The organism is Microbacterium kyungheense, from assembly GCF_006783905.1.
Taxonomy (GTDB): Bacteria; Actinomycetota; Actinomycetes; order Actinomycetales; family Microbacteriaceae; genus Microbacterium; species Microbacterium kyungheense.
In genome coordinates this window covers 1-18,142 of sequence record NZ_VFPE01000005.1, presented here as the reverse complement: position 1 = coordinate 18,142, position 18,142 = coordinate 1, and the positions used below count along the sequence as shown (strand labels likewise).

10 protein-coding genes are annotated in these 18,142 nt (G+C 73.0%); 4 read left to right on the top strand and 6 right to left on the bottom strand.

What is annotated here, in order from left to right:
- The first annotated feature begins 224 nt into the window (after window positions 1-224).
- From FB391_RS15010 to FB391_RS15000, 3 genes are all read left to right on the top strand, one after another.
- A complete protein-coding gene (locus FB391_RS15010; protein ID WP_141895703.1) occupies window positions 225-2,915 on the top strand; it encodes an alpha-L-rhamnosidase in 2,691 nt (896 codons plus the stop codon).
- 49 nt (window positions 2,916-2,964) lie between these two features.
- Window positions 2,965-5,796: an alpha-L-rhamnosidase gene (locus FB391_RS15005; RefSeq protein WP_141895701.1), complete on the top strand. Its 2,832-nt coding sequence runs from the start codon at window positions 2,965-2,967 to the stop codon at window positions 5,794-5,796.
- An 87-nt stretch (window positions 5,797-5,883) separates the two neighbouring features.
- On the top strand, window positions 5,884-6,897 hold the full coding sequence (locus FB391_RS15000) for a LacI family DNA-binding transcriptional regulator (RefSeq protein ID WP_141895700.1): 1,014 nt from the start codon (window positions 5,884-5,886) through the stop codon (window positions 6,895-6,897).
- Here FB391_RS15000 and FB391_RS14995 read toward each other — a convergent pair.
- Entirely contained in the window at window positions 6,894-9,743 is a 2,850-nt protein-coding gene (locus FB391_RS14995; protein WP_141895698.1) for an FAD-binding and (Fe-S)-binding domain-containing protein, read from the bottom strand. The genes FB391_RS15000 and FB391_RS14995 overlap by 4 nt on opposite strands.
- A gap of 62 nt (window positions 9,744-9,805) precedes the next feature.
- On the opposite strand from FB391_RS14995, the gene FB391_RS14990 reads away from it, so the two are divergent.
- The gene (locus tag FB391_RS14990; RefSeq protein WP_141895696.1) at window positions 9,806-12,946 is read left to right on the top strand and encodes a glycoside hydrolase family 2 TIM barrel-domain containing protein; all 3,141 of its coding nucleotides are present in this window, start codon (window positions 9,806-9,808) and stop codon (window positions 12,944-12,946) included.
- A 32-nt stretch (window positions 12,947-12,978) separates the two neighbouring features.
- On the opposite strand, the gene FB391_RS14985 is transcribed toward FB391_RS14990, so the two are convergent.
- From FB391_RS14985 to FB391_RS14965, 5 genes are all read right to left on the bottom strand, one after another.
- A complete protein-coding gene (locus FB391_RS14985; protein WP_141895694.1) occupies window positions 12,979-13,845 on the bottom strand; it encodes an AraC family transcriptional regulator in 867 nt (288 codons plus the stop codon).
- Between the two features lie 80 nt (window positions 13,846-13,925).
- Window positions 13,926-14,378, bottom strand: coding sequence for an NUDIX domain-containing protein (locus FB391_RS14980; RefSeq protein ID WP_141895692.1), 453 nt, complete (start codon window positions 14,376-14,378; stop codon window positions 13,926-13,928).
- Between the two features lie 141 nt (window positions 14,379-14,519).
- Window positions 14,520-15,803: a four-carbon acid sugar kinase family protein gene (locus tag FB391_RS14975; RefSeq protein ID WP_141895691.1), complete on the bottom strand. Its 1,284-nt coding sequence runs from the start codon at window positions 15,801-15,803 to the stop codon at window positions 14,520-14,522.
- Window positions 15,796-17,052, bottom strand: coding sequence for a RuBisCO large subunit C-terminal-like domain-containing protein (locus FB391_RS14970; protein ID WP_141895689.1), 1,257 nt, complete (start codon window positions 17,050-17,052; stop codon window positions 15,796-15,798). Before FB391_RS14970 ends, FB391_RS14975 begins: the two co-directional genes overlap by 8 nt.
- Window positions 17,053-17,057: 5 nt before the next feature.
- The coding region (locus FB391_RS14965) for a glycoside hydrolase family 127 protein (protein WP_185843125.1) at window positions 17,058-18,142 on the bottom strand (1,085 nt) is incomplete at its 5' end.

Genomic DNA, 18,142 nt, shown 5'->3' with positions numbered 1-18,142 from the left:
GATTCCTTGGTGCCTGAGTCGAGCGGCGACCGATGCCTCAGGGCATTTGAAACCATTCAACTCCTGGTACGGTACGACGCTTCCGACGGTGGGGTCAACAGTCGATGTAGATCGGTCCATTACGATCGTGTAACGGTCTACACTTCAGTTGACATCGCACCCTGAATCGTTTCACGATGGTGACGCGGGCGGCGAAGCGGCCGTTCCGCCGAAAGGACTCGGCCATGACGGCATCCCTCCCCGCCCCCACGTCCTCCGACACGGCGACGCGCGTCGTCGGGCTGCGCACCCAGCACGGTCCCGGCCTTCTCGGCGTGCCCCGCACCGGACTGCGCCTGAGCTGGCACGCCGAGAGCGACGACGCCGACGCCCGCCTGCTCGGGTATCAGCTCGCCTCGGGCGACGAGCGCGGCGAGCTGACCGCATCCGACCCGGTTGCAGCCGTCCGCACCACGGGTATCGAGGTCGCCGCCGACCTCGCTCCGCGCGAGCGTCGCGCGTTCGCCGTGCGCGTGGCCACCACCGCCGGCTGGAGCGCATGGAGCGACCCGCTCGTCGTCGAGGCCGGCGTCGACGGTCCGGACCTGGTCGCAGCCGTGATCGGCCTCGATACGCCGGCCGACGGCCCGGTGCCGCTCCTGCGCACCGAGTTCACACTGGACCGCGTGCCGCAGAGCGCCCGGCTGCGCCTGAGCGCACTCGGGCTCGTGGATGCCTGGATCAACGGCGCGCGCGCCACCGACGCGCTGCTCACGCCGGGCTGGACGTCGTACCAGCAGCGCATCCTCGTCGACACCCTCGACGTGACGGCACTGCTCCACGAGGGCGTCAACGTGATCGTCCTCGCCGTCGCCGACGGCTGGTACCGCGGCAGCTTCGGCTTCGCGCGCCGACAGGCGATCTACGGCGGACGCAGCGGTGCGCTCGCGCAGGTCGAGGCGGACGGCGAGGTCCTCGCGAAGACCGATGCCTCGTGGCAGGCCGGACTCGGCGCGATCCGCAGCGCCAGCATCTACGACGGGACGGTGATCGATCTGCGCCTCGACGATCCCGCCGTGCATCGGCCGGGGTTCACGGGCGCGGACTGGGGTGCGGCCTCCGTCGTCGAGGTCGACCGTGCGCGCTTCGCGCCGCGCTCGGCCCCGCCGGTGCGGATCGTCGCCGAACGGCCGATGACGACCACGCCGCACGCCGGGCGCACGCGCCTGGACAGCGGGCAGAACCTGTCGGGATGGGTGCGCCTGGTGGTGCGCGGCCGCGCCGGCGACGTCGTCACGGTGCGGCACGCCGAGGTGCTCGAGCCCTCCGGCGATCTGCACGTGAAGGCGCTGCGCTCGGCGAAGGCGACGGACGTGTACACGCTCGACCGCGACGGCGAGCACACGCTCGAGCCCGCGTTCACCTTCCACGGCTTCCGGTACGCCGATGTCGAGGGGGCCGAGGTCGTCTCGGCGACCGCCGTCGCGATCTCGAGCGATCTTGCGCCGCGCAGCACGTTCGACTCGTCGCACGAGGCGCTGAACCGCTTCCACTCGAACGTGTTCTGGTCGCAGCGCGACAACTTCGTCTCGGTGCCGACGGACTGCCCGCAGCGCGACGAGCGGCTCGGCTGGACCGGTGACGCGCAGGCGTTCGCGGCGACGGCCAACACGCTCATGGACACCGAGGCGTTCTGGATGTCGTGGCTGCGCGACCTCGAGATCGACCAGACCGACGAGGGCGGCGTGCCGGCCGTCGTGCCCGACATCATCCGGCCGCAGGACATGCTGATGGGCGGCGTGCCCACCGAGAACATGGGCCGTGCCGGATGGGCGGATGCCGCCACGATCGTGCCCCTGGCCGTGTACGAGTCGTACGGCTCGGACGAGGTGCTGGCGCGCCAGCGCAGCAGCATGCGGCGCTGGGTCGAGCACCTGCGGCGCCGTGCCGGCGACAGCGTCGTGTTGCCGGGCGGCGACTTCCAGTTCAGCGACTGGCTCGACCCCGACGCCCCCGGCGAGCGGCCGTGGGAGGCGAAGGTGTCGGCCGACTTCGTGGCCAACGCGTTCTACGCGCAGTCGGCGCGGCTGCTCGCCCGCGCCGAGCGCGCCCTCGGCGACGACACGACGGCGGACGAGTACGAGGCCCTCGCCGATCGTGTGGGGGCGGCGACCTTCGAGCGCTGGGGCGAGGAGGCGGTCCTCACCCAGTCCGGCGCCGCCATCGCGCTGGAGTTCGGCCTGGCCCCGGCCGCACGCCGCGAAGAGATCGCGGCCGGACTGGCCGCGAACGTGCGGCGCGAGAACGGCCGCATCGCGACCGGGTTCCTCGGAACGCCCCTCGTCCTGTTCGCCCTGTCGCACGCGGGGCACCTCGACGAGGCGTACCTCATGCTGCTGCGCCGCGAGGCGCCGTCGTGGCTCTACCAGGTCGACCGCGGGGCGACGACCGTGTGGGAGCGCTGGGACGCGATCCTCCCCGACGGCAGCATCCACTCCGGCGCGATGGACGCGCTGCCGACCGAGGACGCCTCCGAGGACGAGACGGGCATGCTCTCGTTCAACCACTACGCCTACGGCGCGATGATCGACTGGGTGTACCGCACGGTGGCGGGTCTGGCTCCGGATGCCGCCGACCCGGGGTACCGGACCGTCCATGTCGCGCCGCGCCCGGCCGCCGGGCTGGACCGCGCGTCGGCGTCGATCCAGACTCCGCAGGGCCGGCTCGCGATCGACTGGCGGCTCGTCGACGGCGTCTTCGAGGCGACGCTGGAGGTGCCGTTCGGCTCGCGGGCGCTGCTGGAGCTGCCGGTCACCTCCGGATCCGCCGCGACGGTGGACGGCGCCGCCGCGCCCGCCGAGCTCCGCCACGGCACCCACCGCATCGTCGTCACCGCACCCGCGATCGCCGCAGCTGAGGCGGTCGTCCCGGCCTGATCGCGGCATCCTCCCACCACACGCACGCAGATCGCACGAAGGAGTGCCCATGACCACCGTTCCGCACATCACCACGGACGCCCCGCACGGCAGCGACGTCGTCGCGTCGCCGGCGCCCGAGATCGGCTGGCGCACGGCGACGGATGCCGCCGACTGGCTGCAGGCGTCGGCCGAGGTGGAGCTCACCCGCGCCGGCGAGATCTGGACCCATCGCGTCGAAGGCCGTGCCTCGACGCGCATCGCCTGGCCGTTCCCGCCGCTGGCGCCGCGAGAGGAGGTGTCGCTGCGCGTGCGGGTGACCGGCCAGGACGGCGCCACCGGCGAGTGGAGCGCGCCCCGCCGTGTCGTCGCCGGCTTCCTCGGTGACGGGGAGTGGCGCGCCGCGGCCATCGGGCTCCCGTCGCCCGTCGGGACCGCGCAGCCGGCGTACCTGCGCAGCGAGTTCGACGTCACCGGGGCGGTGGCCCGGGCGACGCTGTACGCGACGGCGGTGGGCGTGTACCAGGCCGCGCTCGGCGGTGTGGACGTCGACGACCAGGTGATGAAGCCGGGCTGGACCCCGTACCCGCGGCGTCTCATCCACGAGACGACCGATGTCACCGCGCTCCTGGCGCCGGGGCGCAACGCCATCGGCGTCCGGCTGGCGGGGGCGTGGGCGACTGAGAGCTACGGCTTCCGCGACAACGCCCGCCCGCTCTACGCCGCCCAGCCGCGGTTCGCCGCCCAGCTGCTGATCGAGTACGACGACGGCACGAGCGAGTGGGTCCTGACGGATGCGTCGTGGCAGGCGTCCACCGGTCCGATCACCGCCAGCGGGCTGTATGCCGGCGAGGACCACGACGCACGCCTCGCACTCGTCGACGCGGACGGCCGTGGCTTCTCGGAGGCCGGGTACGACGCCTCGGATTGGATGCCGGCGGCCGAGCAGGAGCCCGTCCACACCCCCGAGGCCCGTGTGTCGCCGTTCGTGCGGCGGCTCGACGAGCTGACCGTGCGCGAGGTGATCGAGACGCCGTCCGGACACACGGTGCTGGACTTCGGCCAGAACCTCGTCGGACGCCTGCGGGTGCGCGTGGCGGGACCGGCCGGCACGGTGCTGACGCTCCGTCACGCCGAGGTGCTGGAGCACGGCGAACTGGGCACGCGTCCGCTGCGCGCGGCCGCTGCCACGGACCGGTACACCCTGTCGGGCGACGGTGTGGAGGAGTGGGAGCCCGAGTTCACCTTCCACGGCTTCCGCTACGCCCAGATCGACGGCTGGCCCGGCGAGCTCGACCCGGCCGCCGTGACGGCGGTGGTGATCCACAGCGACATGGAGCGCACCGGCTGGTTCGAGGCATCCGACCCGGTCGTGAACCAGCTGCACGAGAACATCGTGTGGGGCCTTCGCGGCAACTTCCTGTATCTGCCGACGGACTGCCCGCAGCGCGACGAGCGCCTCGGCTGGACCGGTGACATCCAGGTGTTCGCGCCGACGGCGTCCTTCCTCTACGACGTCCGCGGATTCCTCGACTCGTGGCTGCGAGACCTCGCGCTCGAGCAGGTCGACGGCGTCGTGCCGTTCGTGGTGCCCAACGTGCTCGGCGCCGCGCGCCCGGCGGCCGCGTGGGGCGACGCGGCCACCATCGTCCCCTGGGTGCTGCACGAGCGCTACGCCGATGTGTCGACCGTGGCGCGTCAGTACGACAGCATGAAGGCGTGGGCCGATGCGCTCATCGACCTCGCCGGCCCGCGGCGGCTGTGGGAGGGCATGTTCCAGTTCGGCGACTGGCTCGACCCCGACGCCCCGCCGGAGCAGGCGGCCAAGGCCAAGACCGATGCCGACATCGTCGCGTCCGCGTACCTGTTCCGCTCGGTCGAGGCGGTGGCGCGCGCGGCGGCCCTGCTCGGGAGGGACGCCGCGGCCGAGGAGTACGCGGTGATCGCCGAGGAGGTGCGCCAGGCGTTCCTCGCCGAGTATGTGACGCCCGCGGGCCGCATGATGTCGGACGCGCAGACGGCCTACGCCCTCGCGATCATGTTCGACGTCGCCCCGGAGTCCCAGCACGACGCCCTGGGGGCACGGCTCGCCGAGCTGACGCGCCTGTCGGGCTACCGCATCGGGACCGGCTTCGTCGGCACGCCGATCATCCAGGACGCCCTCACGCGGACGGGCCACCTCGAGACGGCACGGCGCCTGCTGGTGCAGACCGAGAACCCGTCCTGGCTGTACCCGGTGACGATGGGTGCGACCACGATCTGGGAGCGCTGGGACTCGATGCTGCCCGACGGCACCATCAACCCCGGCGAGATGACGTCGTTCAACCACTACGCGCTGGGTGCGATCGGCGACTGGCTGCACCGGGTGGTCGCGGGCCTCGCGCCCGACGCGCCGGGGTACGCGCGCCTGCGCATCGAGCCTCGCCCGCTCGCCGGTTTCGACTCGGCGTCGGCGGAGCACCTCACCCCGTACGGACCGGCCCGGTCCGGCTGGTCCCGCGCCGGCGAGGCGTTGCGCGTCACCGCGACGGTGCCGCCCAACACGACGGCCGTCGTCGTGCTGCCCGACGGGCGGTCGTTCGAGGTCGGCTCGGGTTCGCACGAGTGGGAGACGGTGGATGCCGCACCGCCGGCATCCACGTCCGCCATCGGCCTGGACTCCACCCTGGCCGCCGTCATCGACGACCTCGAGGCCTACCAGGCGATCGCCACCGTGCTGGAGGCGGCGGATCCCGACGCCGCGCACGCGTTCCGCACCACCACGCGCTGGTCGGACGGTCGTGAGCTCGGCGAGGCGCTGTTCATGTTCGCGGGCCCCGACGTGCAGCAGGCGATCGCCGAGCGGCTGGCGGATCTGTCGAGCGGCAGGGAGTCGGATGCGACGGTGGCGGCGGATGCCTGAGCGCCGCCCGGGCAGGCGGGACACCGCTTGCCCGGGCGGCCCGGTGCCCTACACTCGCGGACAGCGGAAACAAACCCTGGGGGTGTCATGGTGGTGAGCGTGCGGGATGTCGCGGCGGCGGCATCCGTGTCGGTCGGGACGGTGTCGAACGTGCTCAACCGGCCCGAGAAGGTGTCGCCGGCGACGGTCGAGCGCGTCACGCAGGCGATCGAGGAGCTCGGGTTCGTGCGCAACGACGCCGCCCGCCAGCTGCGGGCGGGCCGCAGCCGCAGCATCGCCCTCATCGTGCTCGACTCGGGCAACCCGTTCTTCGCCGAGGTCGCGCGCGGCGCCGAGGATCGCGCGGCCGAGTCGGGCATGAGCGTGCTGCTGGGCAACAGCGACGAACGCTCCGATCGTGAGGACGCGTATCTCGAGCTGTTCCGCGAGCAGCGGGTCAACGGGGTGCTGGTGACGCCCGTCGACGGCGATCTCGCCGCCCTCGCCCGGCTGCAGAACGCCGGAGTCCCGGTGATCCTCGTCGATCACGAGGACGCCGCCACCGCGCTCGCCTCGGTGTCGGTCGACGACGTCGAGGGCGGGTACCTCGCCGTGTCGCACCTGCTTTCGACGGGGCGGCGGCGCATCGCGTACATCGGCGGGCCCCGCTCGATCCGTCAGGTCGCCGACCGCCTCGAGGGGGCGCGACGCGCCGTGGCCGAGGTCGAGGGCGCCACGCTCGAAATGATCGAGATGGCGGCGCTGTCGGTGCTGCAGGGCCGCGAGGCGGGGGAGCGGCTGCGGGTGCGTGCTCCCGGAGAGCGGCCGGATGCCGTCTTCGCGGCGAACGACCTGCTCGCGGTGGGTGCGCTCCAGGCGTTCTCGCTCATGTCGGACGTGCAGGTGCCGCGCGACATCGCGCTCATCGGCTACGACGACATCGACTTCGCATCGGCGACCGTCGTGCCGCTCAGCTCCATCCGCCAGCCGGCGCACCTGATCGGCTACACGGCCGTGGACCTGCTGCTCAAGGAGCTCGAAGAGCCCGAGGGGCAGCACGAGCGCACCGTGCGCTTCCAGCCTGAGCTGGTGGTGCGCGAGTCGACGGCACCGGTCGGCTAGGCCGGGCGGGTCGCCTCCTCCAGCAGCTCGAGCACATGACGGTAGTCCGCGCCCGTCGCGCGGGTCATGCCGAGCTCGCACGTGCGGTTGCACGATGCGTGCGCGTCGGCGCCGAGTGACCGCACCTCCGCCGCCTCGGGCGCCGTCGCCGCCGCGGTGAGCTCGGGATGCAGCATCCCGCGGTCGCCGGCGAAGCCGCAGCAGCCCCATGCGTCGGGCACGACGACGTCCTGGGCGACCACGGAGGCGACGCGCTGCAGCGCCGGGTCGAGCCCGAGCTGCGTGGATGAGCACGTCGGATGCAGCGCGAGCGTTCCCGCGACGGGCGCGATCGCGCCGAGCCGCGGCAGCAGCACGCGCTCGGCGAAGGCGACCGCGTCCTCGACGGGCGTGGTCACGCCGGCGTCGGCCAGCAGATGCGCGAAGCCCTCGGTGCACGACGACGCATCGCTCACGACGGCGAGCTCCCCACCCCGCGAGGCCTCGGCCAGCGCCGCGACCACGCGCTGCGACATCGCCGCGCGTCCGCCCGCGTACCCCTTCGAGGTCCACGGTGTGCTGCAGCACAGCGCGTCGACCCCGTCGGGCACGATGAGCCGCACGCCGGCGCGCTCGGCGAGGCGGCGGAAGGCCTCGGTGACGCCGATCCCCGGTCGCCCGCTCGCGTCGGCGGCCGGGCCGAACATGGTCCCCACGCACGCCGGCAGGAAGACGGCCACGGGCGTGGCATCGCCCGCTCCGACCTCGGCGCCGAGCCGGGACCGCGAGCGACCGCCGCGCGGCAGGTCGCCGCTGTACCTGGGCACGGCGTCCGCGCCGAGGACCGCCCGGCCGACGTCGGTCGCCGCGGTGACCACGGCCGCCGGCATCCGGTCCGCCACCGTCAGCCCCAGGCTCGCGACGCGGGTCGCCGCACCCCACGCGCCCGCAGCGCCCTTCCAGGCGGCGCTCGCGGCGGCGCCCGCCTCTTCGCGGCGCAGGCGCTTGACGAGCGTGCCCGTGTTGATCAGCACGGGGCACGCGGTGACGCACATGCCGTCGACGGCGCACGTGTCGATGCCCGCGTAGTCGTAGTCGCGTTCCAGCTCGCCGACGAGCTCTCGATCGCCGGATGCCTCGGCCCGCGCGATCGCCCGGCGCGTGACGATCCGCTGACGCGGCGTGAGGGTCAGGTCGCGGCTCGGGCACACCGGCTCGCAATAGCCGCACTCGACGCAGCGGTCGGCCTCGACCTCGATCGGGTCGGCGAGCTTGATGTTCTTGAGGTGTGCGTCCGCATCGTCGTCGACGATCACGCCGGGGTTGAGGATGCCGTGCGGGTCGCACAGCCCCTTGAGCTCGCGCATGACGTCGGCGAGCTCGTCCCCGTACTGGCGGGCGACGTAGGGGGCCATGACGCGACCGGTGCCGTGCTCGGCCTTGAGGTTGCCGCCCGCGCTCAGCACGAGGTCGACCATGTCCTCGGTGAACGCCGAGTACCGCGCGAGCTGGGCGGTGGACTCGAACCGGTCCGTCAGCATGAAGTGGATGTTGCCGTCCTTGGCATGCCCGAAGATGACGCTGTCGCCGTAGCCGTGACGCTCGAACAGCGTCTGCAGGCTCGCGCAGGTCGCGGCCAGGCGTTCGACCGGCACGACGACGTCCTCCAGGAGCGCGGTGGTGCCGCTCGGGCGGGCGCCGGCGACCGACGCGTAGAGGCCCTTGCGCAGCTTCCACGCGACGGCACGCTCCGCGGCGTCGGCGCTGAACAGCGGCGGTGCCTCGAGAGACCGGGTGGCGAGGGTGTGCGCCCCGCGCGCGACGAGGTCTGCGAGCTCCTCGTCGGTGTGCGCGTGATACTCCACGAGCAGGGCCGCCTGGTCGCGCACCTGAAGCCCCTGGATCTGCCGGGGTGCGCCGGCCAGCGACTGCCCGACGCGCAGGGAGGCGGCATCCATCAGCTCCAGCGTCGCCGCACCCGTCGCGACCAGCTCGGGGAGCGCACGGGTGGCGGCCTCGAGGTCGGGGAGCACGGCGAGCGCCGTCGAGATGCGCGGGAGGACCGGCACCGTGCGATAGGTCGCCTCGGCGACGAACGCCAAGGTGCCTTCGCTGCCGACGATGAGGTGCGCGAGCAGCTGCGCCGGAGTGTCGAAGTCCAGGAACGCGTTGACGGCGTAGCCCATCGTGTTCTTCATCGCGAACTGCCGGCGGATGATCTCGACCGATCGCGGATTCGACACGACGCGCTCCCGCAGACGCATCAGCCGCGCGACCAGTCCGGGCTCGGCCGCCTGCAGCGCGGCGTCCGCGTCGGGTGCGCCCGAGTCCACGACGGTGCCCGACGGCAGCACGAAGACGAGCGACTCGAGCGTCCGGTAGGTGTTCTCGGTGATGCCGCAGGCCATGCCGCTGGAGTTGTTGTTGACGACCCCGCCGATCGTGCAGGCGATCTCACTGGCCGGATCGGGGCCGAGGCGATGGCCGTGGCGGGCCAGGCGCGCGTTGACCTGCCGGACGGTCGCACCGGGCTGGACGCGCACGCGCCTGCCCTCGTCCTCGACGTCGATGCGGCGGAACCGCTGCCGGACGTCGACGAGGATGCCGTCGGTGGACGCCTGACCCGACAGGCTCGTGCCGCCTGAGCGGAAGGTCAGCCGCGTCCCGCTGTCGCCGGCGGCGCGCATGAGGGCGCCGACCTCCGCCGCGTCGGCGGCGACGATCACGGCCTGCGGGGTGAGCAGGAAGTGCGAGGCGTCGCTCGCATACGCGACGCGGTCGATCGCCCGCGTCCTGACGCGCGACCGGTCGCGGACCGTGCCGGCGACGGCCTCGGGGACGACGGCCGGTGCCAGGGTGCTTGTCACGGGGACTCCTCGCTGAGCTAGACTGCCATCGCATTCAATCAAGAATGGATATGCACACTGCTATGGATATGCAGACTAGCCGAGTTTCGCAGGCGCCGACGCCGTCCGAGTCCGATGACCCGTACTGGGAGAGCACGGCACCGGGCGCCGGCCGACGCCGGCCCCGTGCGGACGCGCTGACCGATGCACGGGTGCAGAGCCTCAACGGCGTGTGGCGCTTCCGCCTGTCTGCGACCGCGGCCGGCACCGGACCGGCGTTCCTCGCCGACGACTTCGACGACACCGGCTGGGATCCGATGCCCGTGCCGTCGCACTGGGTGCTGGAGCCCTTCACGCCGCTGGACGGAGGCCCCGCGCGGCGCATGCTCGGCACGGCCGAGGGACCGCTGTACACGAACACGGCCTACCCGATCCCGCTCGACGCGCCCCGCGTGTCGACGGAGAATCCCACCGGCGACTACCGGCTGGTGTTCGAGGTGCCCGACGGCTTCGGTCCCGCGGTGCTGCGGTTCCAGGGCGTCGACTCGTGCGCCAGGGTGTGGCTCAACGGCGAGGAGCTCGGCTGGTCGACGGGCAGCCGACTGCCGGTCGAGTTCGACGCCCCCGTGCGCACGGGGCGGAACGTGCTGTGCGTGCGCGTGCACCGCTGGTCGGCAGGGACGTACCTCGAAGACCAGGACATGTGGTGGCTCCCCGGCATCTTCCGCGACGTCGAGCTCCTGGCGCGTCCGGAGGGCGGCATCGACGACCACTTCGTCCACGCGGACTATGACTCCGTGACAGGCCTCGGCACCCTCCGGGTGGACGTCACACTGTCGGGACGGGATGCCGCGGCCGCCGGCATCCACGAGACCGTCGTCGAGCTGCCCGAGCTCGGCATCCGCGTGGCGCCCGGCGAGGCGGTCACCGTGGCCGTCGAGCCGTGGAGCGCCGACAGCCCCCGGCTGTACCGGGGGACGGTGCGGACGCCGGCCGAGACCGTGGAGCTGGCCGTCGGGTTCCGCCGCGTCGAGATCGTCGACGGGGTGTTCACCGTCAACGGCCGCGCGGTCACCTTCCGGGGCGTCAACCGGCACGAGCATCATCCCGACACCGGCCGCACGCTCGATCGCGAGACGATGGTCCGCGACATCGTGATGATGAAGCGTGCGAACATCGACGCCGTCCGCACGAGCCACTACCCGCCGCATCCCGACTTCCTGCGGCTGTGCGACGAGTACGGCCTCTGGGTGGTGGTCGAGGTCGACCTCGAGACCCACGGGTTCATCTACGAGGGCTGGCAGCACAATCCGCCGGCGCTGCCGGAGTGGCGCGACGCCATCATGGACCGCCTGCGACGCACCGTCGAGCCCCACAAGAACCGGCCGAGCGTCGTGGTGTGGTCGCTCGCGAACGAGAGCATGACCGGCGACGGCTTCACCGACATGCGGCGCTGGCTCGACGACCGCGACCCGTCGCGCGCCGTGCTGTACGAGCGCGATCCGCGGTACCGCGACTCGGACTTCTACTCGCTGATGTACCCGTCGCTGGAGCTGCTGGAGCAGATCGGCCGCCGCGAGGAGCCGCGCGGCGGGCGGCTGAGCATGCACGGCATGGTCTTCGACGGCGATGCGGACGCGCCCGACGGCATTTCGGACGCCGACGACCGCCGCCGCCGCGGACTGCCGTTCCTGCTCGTCGAGTACGCGCACGCCATGGGCAACGGCCCCGGGTCGCTGCAGGACTACTGGCGCATCATCCGCGCGCACGACCGGCTGTGCGGCGCGTTCGTGTGGGAGTGGATCGACCACGGGTTCCACGCCGAGACGGCCGACGGCGTGCGCGTCGTGATGCACGGCGACGACGTGGACGATGAGCCGCGCGGCGGCCGCTTCAGCCTGCACGGGCTCGTGTTCAGCGACCGCACGCCCACCCCGGGCCTCGTCGAGCTGACCAAGGCGCACGAGCCGGTGCTGATCACGGTGGACGACACGTCGGTGCGCATCGCCAACGACCGGCACGCGATCGACACGTCCGACCTCGTGTTCGGCTGGTCGGTCGAGGCCGACGGCCTTCCGGTGGCGGCGGGCGAGCTGGTGGTGCCCGCCGTGCCCGCGGGGGAGTCGGCCGACATCGCGATCCCGGATGCCGCGGTCCGGGCACTCGCGACGGCAGGGGCCGACGAGGATGCCGGGGCTGCGGCATCCGGCCGCTCCGAGGTCGTGCTGACGGTCGAGGCCGCGCTCGCGGCGGATGCCGCGTGGGCACCGGCCGGGCACGTCGTGGCCTGGGCGCAGCGGGTGGACCGTGCGGACCGGCCGCTGCCCGATGCGGCGGAGGCCGCGGGCGTCGCCGCGCCGCGGTTCGCCTTCTCAGCCGCGGTCGCACGCGAGGTGGTGCTGCTCGGAGCGGGCACATTCGACGCCGCCACGGGACGCCTCGTGCGGCTCGGCGACCTCGAGCTCGACGGGCCGACCCTGGACCTGTACCGCGCGCCCACCGAGAACGACCATGGCCAGGGCTCGCTCAACGATCTCGCCTCGGTGTGGCACAAGACCATGCTCGATCGCCTGCTGCATCGCGTGGACGAGGTGTCCGCCGGTCCGGGCCGGCTGACGGTGCGGGGCCGCACCGCGCCGCGCACCCACCCGCACGGCGTCGCCTGGACCATGTCGTGGATCGCCGACGGCGACGGGCTCGTGCTCGAGGCGGATGCGGACTTCGTGGGTCCCTGGCGCGACACCCCCTATCTGCAGCGCGACATCCTCGTGCCACGGCTCGGACTGCTGTTCGCTCTGCCGGGCGCGGCCGAGCGCGTGACGTGGTTCGGGCGAGGACCGGGCGAGACCTATGTCGATTCGTTCGAGGGCTCGCGGGTCGGCCGGTTCGCGGCGTCCATCGACGACCTGCAGGTGCCCTATCCGGTGCCGCAGGAGAACGGCAACCACGTGCAGACGCGGTGGCTCGAGATCACGGGCGCGGGGATGCCGTCGCTGCGGGTCGACGGGCGTCCCGAGTTCGACTTCACGGCGCGCCGGTGGACGTCGCACGACCTCGCGCGTGCGGCCAAGCCGCACGAGCTCGCGGACTCGGGTCGCGTGTGGCTGAACCTCGACCACGCCCAGCAGGGGCTGGGCTCGGCGTCGGTGGGTCCTGCGCTGCCCGAGCAGTACCGCATCCCGCGCGTGCGCACCTCGTGGAGCGTGCGGCTCGAGGCACGCTGACGGAGGGCGCGCGGTGTCGCGCGCCCTCCGGTTCAGCCCCGCTCCACCGGCAGCCACAGCTCGCAGGTCGCGGTCGTGAAGTCGGCGGACCGATCCAGGACGGCCACGATCGACGGGCCGGGGCGCAGCCGCCACGGGTTCGAGGGGAACCAGTCGGTGGCGGTGGCCGCCCACGTCTGCTGCAGCGCGGACGGGTAGTCCCCGCTGGTGCGGAAGACCGCCCAGGTGCCGGCAGCGACCTCGATCACGTCGAGGTCGTCGGGCACCGGGGTGCCCTCGGCGACGGCCACGCCGTGCAGGTAGGTCAGCAGCGAGCCCTCGGCGTAGTCGGGGTCGACGTCGGCCGACACCTGCAGCAGGCCGGCGGGCTCGGTGCTGCTCAGCTGCTTGAGCCGGGCGTGCTCCTCGGGCGGCAGCGACGCGATGTGCGCCTGGATGTGCGGGTTGACGCCCTCGTGGATGAGGGGGACGCGCGTGGAGTGGCCGATGAGGCGGAACGCGGGTCGCTCGGTGATGCGGGTGTCCATGGTGTGGCTTCCTTCGACGGTCAGGCGGAACCTGAGCTGGGGTTGGGTGCGAAGGGAGCCGCCGTCACGGCGCACGTCGCCCGGACCGGCGCCGTGGACCGCGCGGAACGCCCGGGCGAACGCCTCTGTCGAGCCGTACCCGTAGCGCACCGCGATGCTCAGCAGGTCGTCGTCGCCGAGGACGTCCGCCGCGGCGACGGTCATGCGCCGCCGGCGGAGGTACTCCGACAGCGGCATCCCCGCCAGCGACGAGAACATCCGGCGGAGGTGGTACTCCGTGGTGCCTGCGCGGCGGGCGAACCCGGCGAGGTCGAGGTCGTCGTCCAGATGGGCCTCGACCTCGTCGACCAGTTGGTTGAGCGTCGCGATCACGTGTCTCCCTTCGCCCTCAAGGCTCGTCGTTCCCGGCCGGCCTCACCCGACTATCCGTGCCCGATCCGATCGTGCGACCGTCAGAAGCCCACGTCCAGCAGTGTGGCCGAACCCCCTGCGCGCAGGGCCTGCAGGGCGGTGCGCTCGTACTCCGGCATCCGCTCGGGGAGGGCGTCGAGGTCGAACCAGGCGAGCTCCGCGCACTTGCGGGGCTCGAGGATCCGCGGGTTGCCGTCCCATGCGTCGCACGCGAAGAACCAGTCGACCCGCTGCTCGATCGGGTCGTCGGTGCCGTCGGTGCGCTGCATCACGGCGATCGCCGACAGCGCGGCGGGGTCGAGCGTGAGGCCGAGCTCCTCCCGGGCCTCGCGTGCCGCGGCCGCCGCGGCGGTCTCGCCGAGCTCGACGTGGCCGGCGGCGCCGGCCGCCCAGCATCCGTCCATGTACCCGGTGTTCTGCCGCAGCTGCAGCAGCACGGCCGACCCGCGGCGGAGATACACGTACGACGAGGGGACGACGGAGAAGCGGCTCACCCCACGAGACCCTACCCGGAGCTGCGGGTCTCAACAGGTCAACCGCGCTTGCGCAGGACGTCTCGCGCGCATTCCTCCTGCGCAGGCGCGGTTGACCTGTCGGGGGGCCGGCGGGCAGGGAGAGCGAGCGGCGGAGCTGCCTCAGCGGCCGAGGGCGGCGACGTCGGTGAACAGCGAGTCGGCGCCGACCTGCCCGCCCTTGAGCAGCAGCTCGATGCCGTCGATCGCGGGATCGGCGGCATGCGCGCGCAGGAGCACCACGTTGCCCCACGGGTTGGCGGCGATCGACAGTGCCTCGACGCCGAGCAGTCGCGTGACGCGGCTGGACGTGTCGCCGCCGCACACGATGACCCGTCGCGCGGCGCCGTCGCGGGCGACGGTCGAGACGAGGGATGCCGCGGCCTCTGCGATCGCCGGCAGCAGCGGACGTCCGCCTGCGGCGCCGACATCGGCGTCGTCGGACGTCAGCGCCACGCTGTGCCCGGACCTCAGCGCGCCGAGCACCTCGTTCGCCGTCGCCTCGCGGGCGCCGGCCTCGAGCGGAAGGGCCCGGACGAACCAGCCGGCGGCGGCCGCGGCATCCACCTGTCTTCTGGTCTGGGCCGAGCGGCTGCCCGACACGGCGAGCACCGGACCCGGGACGGACGACGTGGTGGGGAGCGCGGGCGCATCGCCGGGGGAGGCCGCCGCGACGCCGTGCGAGAGACCGCCGGAGCCGATCGCGAAGACGGGCGACGGCAGTGCGCCGAGGGCGTGGCCGACGGCGACGAGATGCTCATCGGTCAGCGCGTCGAGCACGACCGCGGCGTCGGGCGACGACCGCAGCAGCTCGGCGAGTCCGTCGTAGGACAGCAGCGGGATCGCGCCGATCGGAAGCGCCGTCTGCCGCCCGACGTGACGTGCGAGGTCGGCCTCGGTCATCGGCGTCGAGGGATGCCGCGACATCGTGGGCTGCCGGTCGAGGCGATACACCACGCCCTGCTCGGCGGCGAAGTGCTGGCCGAACACGGTGTAGCGGCCGAAGTCCGGCTGCGCGAACAGCATCGGCACCGGGCGCTCGCCGAACGCCTCGCGGGCGAGCTCGACGACGCGTCCGAGGCTTCCGACGTGCGCAGCGGAGTCGGCCGTCGAGCACGCCTTGTACTGCACGAGCGCCGGGTCGAGGGCGGCGAAGGCGGCGAAGACCGGGCGCAGCTCGGTGTCCATGTCGTCCGGTGCGAGCGAGCGCGAGATCCCGGCCACCCCGACCACGTCGACCTCGGCGGCCGCGCGGGACAGCGCATCCGGGGAGCCCGGGCCGCCGGCATCCGGAAGCCCCGTGAACAGGCGGCCCGTCCACCCGCGGCGGGCGAACTGCAGCAGCGCGTCGACGCTGCCGGTGAAGTCGTCGCCGTAGAACAGGACGGGCCGGCGGGTGTCAGACACGGACCGGCCCGAACAGCTCCGCGGCACGGCGCAGCGCGGGCGAGGTCGCGAACGCGTCGTCGGCGCTCTCACCGCGCGCCGCGGACGCCCACGCGTCGCGCATGCTCGCGACGCCGGCTGCGGCGCCGTCCGGATGACCGTGGATGCCGCCCCCCGCGAGCACCAGCAGGTCCGTCGTGCCCACCGCGGCATAGGTCGCGTGCGCGAGGCCGCCCCACTGGCCCGACGACAGCACCGGCACCGTGGGGGTGAGGCCCAGCAGCGGCTCGCGGACCGCGGCGATGGAGTCGAGCACCTGATCGTCCGTCTCGTAGAACTTGTTGCTGATGCCGTTCGTGTGCAGGTGGTCGGCACCGGCCAGGCGCGCGAGCTTCTGCCACGCCCGGAACCCTATCCCGACCTGCTCGGAGCGGCCGAACGAGCCGAACATCGCCCGGTGCCCGTGGATCGGCACGGTGCTGTGACGGCGCAGGAACTCCAGCCCCGGCAGGCCGATGAGGTTCACGCAGGCCATGACGCACGTGCCGCCGGCCGCGACGACGAGATCGTGGTTGGCCTCCAGCCGGCCGATGTCGTCGGTGATGTTGAACGCGTACATCGGCTTGCGGCCGTGGCGGTCGGCGTAGCGCTCGAGCACCGGCATGACAGCGGCGACGCGCTCGGCGAGCGGGGCGGACGGGCCGTTGCCCTGCAGCTCGTCGTCCTTGATGAAGTCGATGCCCGCCTCGGCGAGCTGCGAGACCACCTCGGCGAGGTCAGCGGGCGACAGGCCGATGCTCGGCTTGACGATCGTGCCGATCATGGCGCCGTCCGGGCGGCCGACGAGGCGGCGGGTGCCCTCGACGCCGAAGCCGGGGCCCGGGTAGCGCTCCGCGAACGCGGGCGGCAGCTCCAGATCCACCAGGCGGATCGCCGCGAGCTCCTTGATCTCGAACAGGTTGCCCGCGACGGCCGCGAGCAGGTTCGGCAGCGACGGCCCGAAGTTGTCGAGCGGAAAGCGCAGGCGCAGGCGGGCCCGGCGACGCAGCGCGGGATCCCCGACCGAGCCCGGAAGCGGCGACGCCCCCGTGAGCGGGATCTCGTCGATCGACTCCACCTGGGCGGCGAAGCGTGCGCGCAGGTCGTCGGACTCGCGCTCGACCCGCACGAACGTGCCGGTCGACTGCTCACCCGCGAGCACCTCGGCGGCGCGCTGCAGCGGCAGCGAGGTCTCGATGATGTACGTGGCGATGACGTGCTGATCAGACATGCGCGTCACCAGACCAGGGGGAGCCACACCGACATCTCGCCCGCCCCGCGGTTGCCCCACGCGAAGTACGGGATGAGACGGATGGATGCCGCCGCCAGCGGCGCGTCGTCCACGTCGTCGTACAGCTCGTCCTCGTCGGACCCCGGCAGCACGACCGCGTCGGTCTCGAGCGCGACGACGCGGTGCCCGGCGACCTCCGTATCGGCCGGCGTGAACACCGCGCCGCGTCGCAGGGCCACCTGCTCCAGAGCGACGCCCTCGGGAAGGTCCGCGCTCTCGACGCAGTACACGACGGGGCCCCGGCGGACCGCGACCTGGTTCGTCGCCTCTTCGGCCAGGCGGTGGGCACGCAGCACGCGCACGGGCATCGGCAGCGTCAGCTCGACCACATCGCCCTGCTGCCACTCGCGGTCGATGACCGCGTACGTCCCCGGCTCCGACGCGGGCACGGCCTCGCCGTTCACCGTGAGTGCCGCCCCCGAGGACCAGCCGGGGATGCGCAGGTGGAGGGGGATGCCTCCGGCCGCGGCATCCGTCACCGTCCAGGCGACCGTCTCGCCCCACGGATACCCGCCGTCCTCGCGCAGGGCGAGGCGACGGCCGGCGTCGTCGGTCACGTCGATGCTGCTGCCGCCGTACAGGTGGACGTACAGACCGTCGTCGCCGAGCGAGGCGGCGCGCTCGTGGAACCGCGCGAGAGTGCGCGCGATGTTGGGTGGGCAGCAGAAGCAGCTGAGGTACGGCTCGCGCAGACGCTCATCCGAGGGCGGCGGCGCGGGCACGGGGTGCAGCGCGGTGTCGCCCGGGCGGCGGAGCGCGTAGGGGAGGTCGCGCACCTGGCGCAGCGGGTTCGTGTAGAAGTACTCCGAACCGGCGAGGCTGATGCTCGACAGCAGGCTGTTGAAGGCGACCTGCTCGATGACGTCGGCGTAGGCGGCGTCTGCGGTGAGCGCCAGCATCCGCTCACCCCACAGGATCAGGCCGATGTTCGCGCACGACTCGTTGTGCGCCGTCGTGTGCGGCAGCTGGAAGGCGCGGCCGTACGCCTGGTGCACGCGGCTGATGCCGCCCTGCCACGGCGACCCGTCGG

What these genes read in the sequence shown, in the direction of transcription:
- FB391_RS15010 (WP_141895703.1), top strand. Translation starts at nt 225, where the DNA reads ATGACGGCATCCCTCCCCGCCCCCACGTCCTCCGACACGGCGACGCGC.
- FB391_RS15000 (WP_141895700.1), top strand. Translation starts at nt 5,884, where the DNA reads ATGGTGGTGAGCGTGCGGGATGTCGCGGCGGCGGCATCCGTGTCGGTC.
- FB391_RS15005 (WP_141895701.1), top strand. Translation starts at nt 2,965, where the DNA reads ATGACCACCGTTCCGCACATCACCACGGACGCCCCGCACGGCAGCGAC.
- FB391_RS14990 (WP_141895696.1), top strand. Translation starts at nt 9,806, where the DNA reads ATGGATATGCAGACTAGCCGAGTTTCGCAGGCGCCGACGCCGTCCGAG.
- FB391_RS14970 (WP_141895689.1), bottom strand. Translation starts at nt 17,052, where the DNA reads ATGTCTGATCAGCACGTCATCGCCACGTACATCATCGAGACCTCGCTG.